This is a genomic window from Tardiphaga sp. (assembly GCF_041424195.1).
Lineage (GTDB): Bacteria > Pseudomonadota > Alphaproteobacteria > Rhizobiales > Xanthobacteraceae > Tardiphaga.
Genome location: NZ_JBGMOE010000177.1, coordinates 1 through 4,601, shown reverse-complemented (window position 1 = coordinate 4,601; position 4,601 = coordinate 1). Strand labels below are relative to the sequence as shown.

General features: G+C 61.1%; 4 protein-coding genes. All 4 read right to left on the bottom strand.

Annotated elements, in window-relative coordinates:
• Nucleotides 1–802 (bottom strand): hypothetical protein (locus ACEK02_RS24015; protein ID WP_371424026.1); only part of this gene is annotated, 802 nt, incomplete at its 3' end.
• Nucleotides 803–804: 2 nt separating this feature from the next.
• A complete protein-coding gene (locus ACEK02_RS24010) occupies nucleotides 805–1,818 on the bottom strand; it encodes an ATP-binding protein (protein WP_308925909.1) in 1,014 nt (337 codons plus the stop codon).
• Nucleotides 1,819–1,820: 2 nt separating this feature from the next.
• Complete coding sequence (locus ACEK02_RS24005) at nucleotides 1,821–3,803, bottom strand: Mu transposase C-terminal domain-containing protein (RefSeq protein WP_131687623.1); 1,983 nt, start codon at nucleotides 3,801–3,803, stop codon at nucleotides 1,821–1,823.
• The gene (locus tag ACEK02_RS24000) at nucleotides 3,800–4,429 is read right to left on the bottom strand and encodes a hypothetical protein (protein ID WP_076572389.1); all 630 of its coding nucleotides are present in this window, start codon (nucleotides 4,427–4,429) and stop codon (nucleotides 3,800–3,802) included. The genes ACEK02_RS24005 and ACEK02_RS24000 overlap by 4 nt, the downstream gene beginning before the upstream one ends.
• Nucleotides 4,430–4,601 lie beyond the last annotated feature (172 nt).

The window sequence follows — 4,601 nt, the reverse complement described above, 5'->3', positions numbered from 1 at the left end:
AATAGCATATCTCGAGGCACTTGTGCTGCATGTCGGCGCACCAGCGAGCTTGCACCGCCGGGGCGAGCCGATAGCGTATCGACCTGGGTGGAATGCGCACCTCGATACAGTCTGCGCGCAGAGCCCCCGCGCATCGACCCGCGTCGATTCCGCCATCCATCTCGAACAAAACCGGCAGCGTGACGCGTCGCCGCAAGAAGAGCAGCCAGCGCACGATCACGTCTTCACTACGCGCCGACATCACACAGGCCTCGGGTTGACCGCCGGCCGATAACGGCAGCTGCGGTGCCCGGCAGGTCGGGCAATTGATTGGCCCAAAGACCCGGGAACTTCCCAGCCCGTAGGCCATAGGCTTCCCGCACCGGTGACAACCATCGCGCAACAGCAAACCGTGCAGCGGACAACGGGAAAACGGCCGCAACTGATGGATGATGAAATGCTGGCCCTGACGCGCGCACGTGGGACAAAACCGAAGCCTGTCGTGCATCAGGGGGCGCAGACTGCTCAAGCCGCCCTCGAGAAAGGCATCCTGGATCCGACTGGCCGGAAAACCCAATGTCCTGCCCAGCACCTGCGCGACGCGAGGCAAGTGATCGGGCAACAGGGGAGATAGATTGCTCGCCGAAATGCCCAGCAACGCCGCAACTTCGCAGGACGATAACGCGTTTGCAGCGGCGAGTTTGGCAGCCCACGCCCAGCCCGATTCATACGGCGCAAAAAGATGTGGGGCCAACTTCGGCAAGGCCAGCACCTTGACGCCGCCGGGAGGAACGATGAGCACGGGCAGGCGCATCTGGGTCACACTCAACGTCCCAGTCCACGCGCATTGCGCTCGACAGCCTGTTCGGAGGCCACATAGCCACAGTGCTGCACGACCGTGCTCCAGTGGCGCTCGTTCAATTGAAAGTCGAGCGCATCTTGCAGCAGGCCATCGAGCAGAATGGCCTCGACCGCGCGCGAAAAATACTCCATCGGGATTTCGACTGTGCCGGCCAGTCCGGCGTGCTGGTGGGCCTGGGCAAAGGCATCCCACAGGAAGTCGGCACTCATCTCCAGCCGCATGCCGGTCCCGAAAGCGAAGGGATAGTAATAACGCGTGAAACTCCAATCGCTGCTGACCGGGTACGCGTGCTCGTCGTAGCTCCTGAGGCAAGTCGCGGCGTCGACCGCGCTGCGGATACCCCGAAACCGCAAGGTCTCCACCATGAAACGCTTGACGATATGCGTGTCGCCGGTTTCCTGAAAGCGCGCCCGTTGCTCGCAGAGCCGTTCCTGACCAAACAGAAAGGTCGTCAAGCGCACGCCGCATTGGGCGAGTTCGTCATGGACGTCGCGCAGCCACTCATATTCATGCAGACAATAACGCTGCGCCTCGTCGCAGAAAAATATGACCGATGTACTGCCCTGGGCTTCCGCCAGATCGCGCAGCCGCTCGTGCAAAGCCCTTCGCTTCCCGGCATTGCGACCAATGTCTGGCGTTGGATGTCGCACCGACCGTAGCAGCCGAGTGAAAAATGCACCCTCGCTGCGGCTGGCCTTGTGCTCGGACTGGACGTGGAAGGTCGGGATTTCCGGCCGCTCGCGGTGGATCAGCATGCGCAGGTATTCGATAGCATAGGTCTTGCCCAGTCGGCTTTCACCATAGATCAGCGCCCCGGGGATGCGGTATTGCAGACACCTGGACACCAGCAGCCAGCAATCCTCAATGGCCGTCGTGGCGACGCGGTAGGTGCGATTGTTCAAGGGATGGTGGTCAATTGCGACCGGTCGCGTGAGCGTCCTGCCATCGCTCGCCGTTGGTGATTTTTCCTTGGCCATGACTAGCGCGAAAACACTTGACCGGAGCCGATGACGAGCCGCTTGCCCTTGACCGGGATTTTGGCTTTTTGGGCTTCCTCGGAAGGGGCCGCGACGGGCGCTGTGGCACAGTCGAATTGCGCCTTGTTGTCGGCCGGACCGGGTGGCGCCTTCGGCACCGGCGCGGCAGCATCAATTGCCCTACGCGCTATCTCCACTTTACTGGCTGAGCGGCGCAGCCTGGCTGCGCCATGGCGCAGATAATCGAGATAGCACTGGACCGGATCGTCATTGTACGCAATGTGAAGCTTGCGCGCCCGCACGAGGGAAAGGATTTCCTTGCGCATACGCAGGGTATGGGCCGTATAGCGCCAAGCCCCTTGGACCTCCACCACGCATAGCTCACGTCCGGCTGCGTCGAATACGCGCAATGCGCGCACGTCCTCGGTGTCAAAATAGAGCAGCACCGGCTTGCCAATCAGGTCCGCCCGCCCGGCCAGAGCATGGCTCGTGTAGCGCGCGCCGAAGAAATGAATATAGGGCCGCACACCCTTGACGATGCTGCCACGCACGTGTCCTTCGTGTTCGTGCTGGAGCAGACACAGGTTGCGGCGCATGGGCTCGGCCAGCCAGCGCAGCGCACTCTGTTTTTCGCGCAAATAATAGCCCAGCATTTCCAGAGGCGAACGGCCGCCCAGGCTAGTGTGCGAAGCGGCGTTGTAGTTGGCGATCGCCACCGCGGTCAGTTCCATCAATTCGTCGAGCCGGACCACGGCCGGCGCTGTGCCGGTCAGTTCCGCAAGGTGACGACGGGGATCGGCAGGGCCGGTGCCCGTGGTGCCGGGCAAGCGGTGCGCAAGGACTGATGCCAACATGCCGAAAAAACGTTCAATATGGGGGCGCTCGTTGGGGCGGTAAGCAGGACCGGCATGGACGCCACAGCCGACAATATCGGTCAGTACGCGCAAGGTGTCCTCGGCGAGATTGGCTTTCGCATTGTCGAAGCGGAACAAGTTCCAGAGCGCATAGCCAAGTTCCGGGAAGCGCTCGGAAGGCATGCCGGCGCCAGAGGCAAAGCGCAGGCCGGGAATAGTCAGGGCAGGAGGGCGCCACGGGACAAGAGCCCGCTCGACCGTCTTGAGTACGTCGAAGCGACTATATTCCGGTTCGAGCACGATGTGGTAACCCAAGATCGCCCGACTGCAAATGTCGATGATACTGAGCAGCCAGACGCGATCGATTTCGAACGATTCCTCGACGCCGGCGACGCGTTCAAAGACGATGCGCAGCCGCACGTCGACCCGGTGTCCGTCGAATTCAACGGCATCGAACGGGATGGTCGCGACCAATGGCAGGCCTTCGGCGTTCGGACGTACACCGCCGGAGCGTTTTTGCGCGAGCGCGGCGCGCGCTGCCAGTTCAAAAGAGCGCGTGGCGATGGACTTGACCGCCGCGGCCAAGCTGCGGATCCCTTGCTCGTGCTGAACCAGGGGATAGTCCCGTTGCGTCAGGCCCAGCTCAAGACAAAGCAGGCGAAAGCGCTTATGCAGTGCGCTCAGCCCGCTGACAACAAGGCCGTTTGGCCCGTCTCTTAAAACGACGTGGTGTGCTTGCAGCTCATGGACGATCAGGACTTCCAGCTCAGGGTGACGTTCCAGCAATTGCTGGAATGCGCCAGCCTTGCCAGCAGGACCGGATCGGACGCTCGTTGCCGAGCGCCGGTAGGACTTGACGTGTTCGTAGGGAACGAGTGCGCGCAAGCCCTGCAGACGTCCGTCGGCATGGGTCTGTAGGCAGCGTTCGTAGAGCCGGCGCACGGAGCTGAACGGCACGCCGGTGGCGGCCTCGATGGCACGCAGGGAGGCGCGCTGACAATACAGCCGAACCGCTTCTTCACGGGCGCGAAATATTTTTTGTTGATCTCCAGAGAGGGTTGGCCAAGCCACGGTCGGCCACAATGTCGGGTCGGCGCGATCCGTCACAGCGGCGCTGCGACGGCCAGTCATATCGATTCCTTCAGCAATTCGATCGCCGGCCCCAACGGCCGATCACGCAATGACTTCGCCTTGATGCGCCCTCTGTGCAGTAACAGGAATACCGCGGTGCGGACAAGCACGGTGTCATATGGCTGAAAGTCGCGTTCGAGTTGCCCCAGCGTTGGCGCGGTCGATGTCGCCCGCTCGACATCGAGCAACAACCTTTCGCTGACAAAGCGCTCATTCGACGCAAGGTAGGGCAGGATGCGCATCCAGTTCTCGATCCAGATGCTGTGGGCGGCAAGATTTTGGACATGCACATATCGCACACCGATATCGTCGTCGGGACTCAGGACCCCAGCCCGGGCCGGTTGTGGCGTGGGCGTAACGATCCAGCACATTTCGCGTCGCCCAGCCCTCACCCAAAAATCGAGCAGTTGCCGACTGTTGTCATGACGCCAGTACGCTGGGCGCTCGCAATAACGAAACACCCGGGGATTACTTTCGAGGAGCGCCCAAAGCCGAACATGGAACGGGTCGAAGAGCGTCACTCGGCGCTTGAGCTTGGGGGCGAAAAACTCAAAGCGCGACGCGCCTTTGGGCCGCTCGCTATCGATCGGATGAGTGAAGCGTGAGTGTGAATTGCCAGGCGCCATGCGGATCTCCGCTGGTTTTTATACAATTTAGCACTTTTGCCGCGCATTTCAAGGATGTCGCAACTTTACTTCGAACACATGCGAAGTAAAAGTGTACCCATCAAAAACGGGATTGGCGTAAATTCAGGGACTTACGGGCGCTGGGGTGTATGCACAATTACTTCGATTGACG

Bases quoted from the DNA above. Each gene is read 5' to 3' on its own strand.
- ACEK02_RS24010 (WP_308925909.1), bottom strand. From the start codon at position 1,818: ATGGCCAAGGAAAAATCACCAACGGCGAGCGATGGCAGGACGCTCACG.
- ACEK02_RS24005 (WP_131687623.1), bottom strand. From the start codon at position 3,803: ATGACTGGCCGTCGCAGCGCCGCTGTGACGGATCGCGCCGACCCGACA.
- ACEK02_RS24000 (WP_076572389.1), bottom strand. From the start codon at position 4,429: ATGGCGCCTGGCAATTCACACTCACGCTTCACTCATCCGATCGATAGC.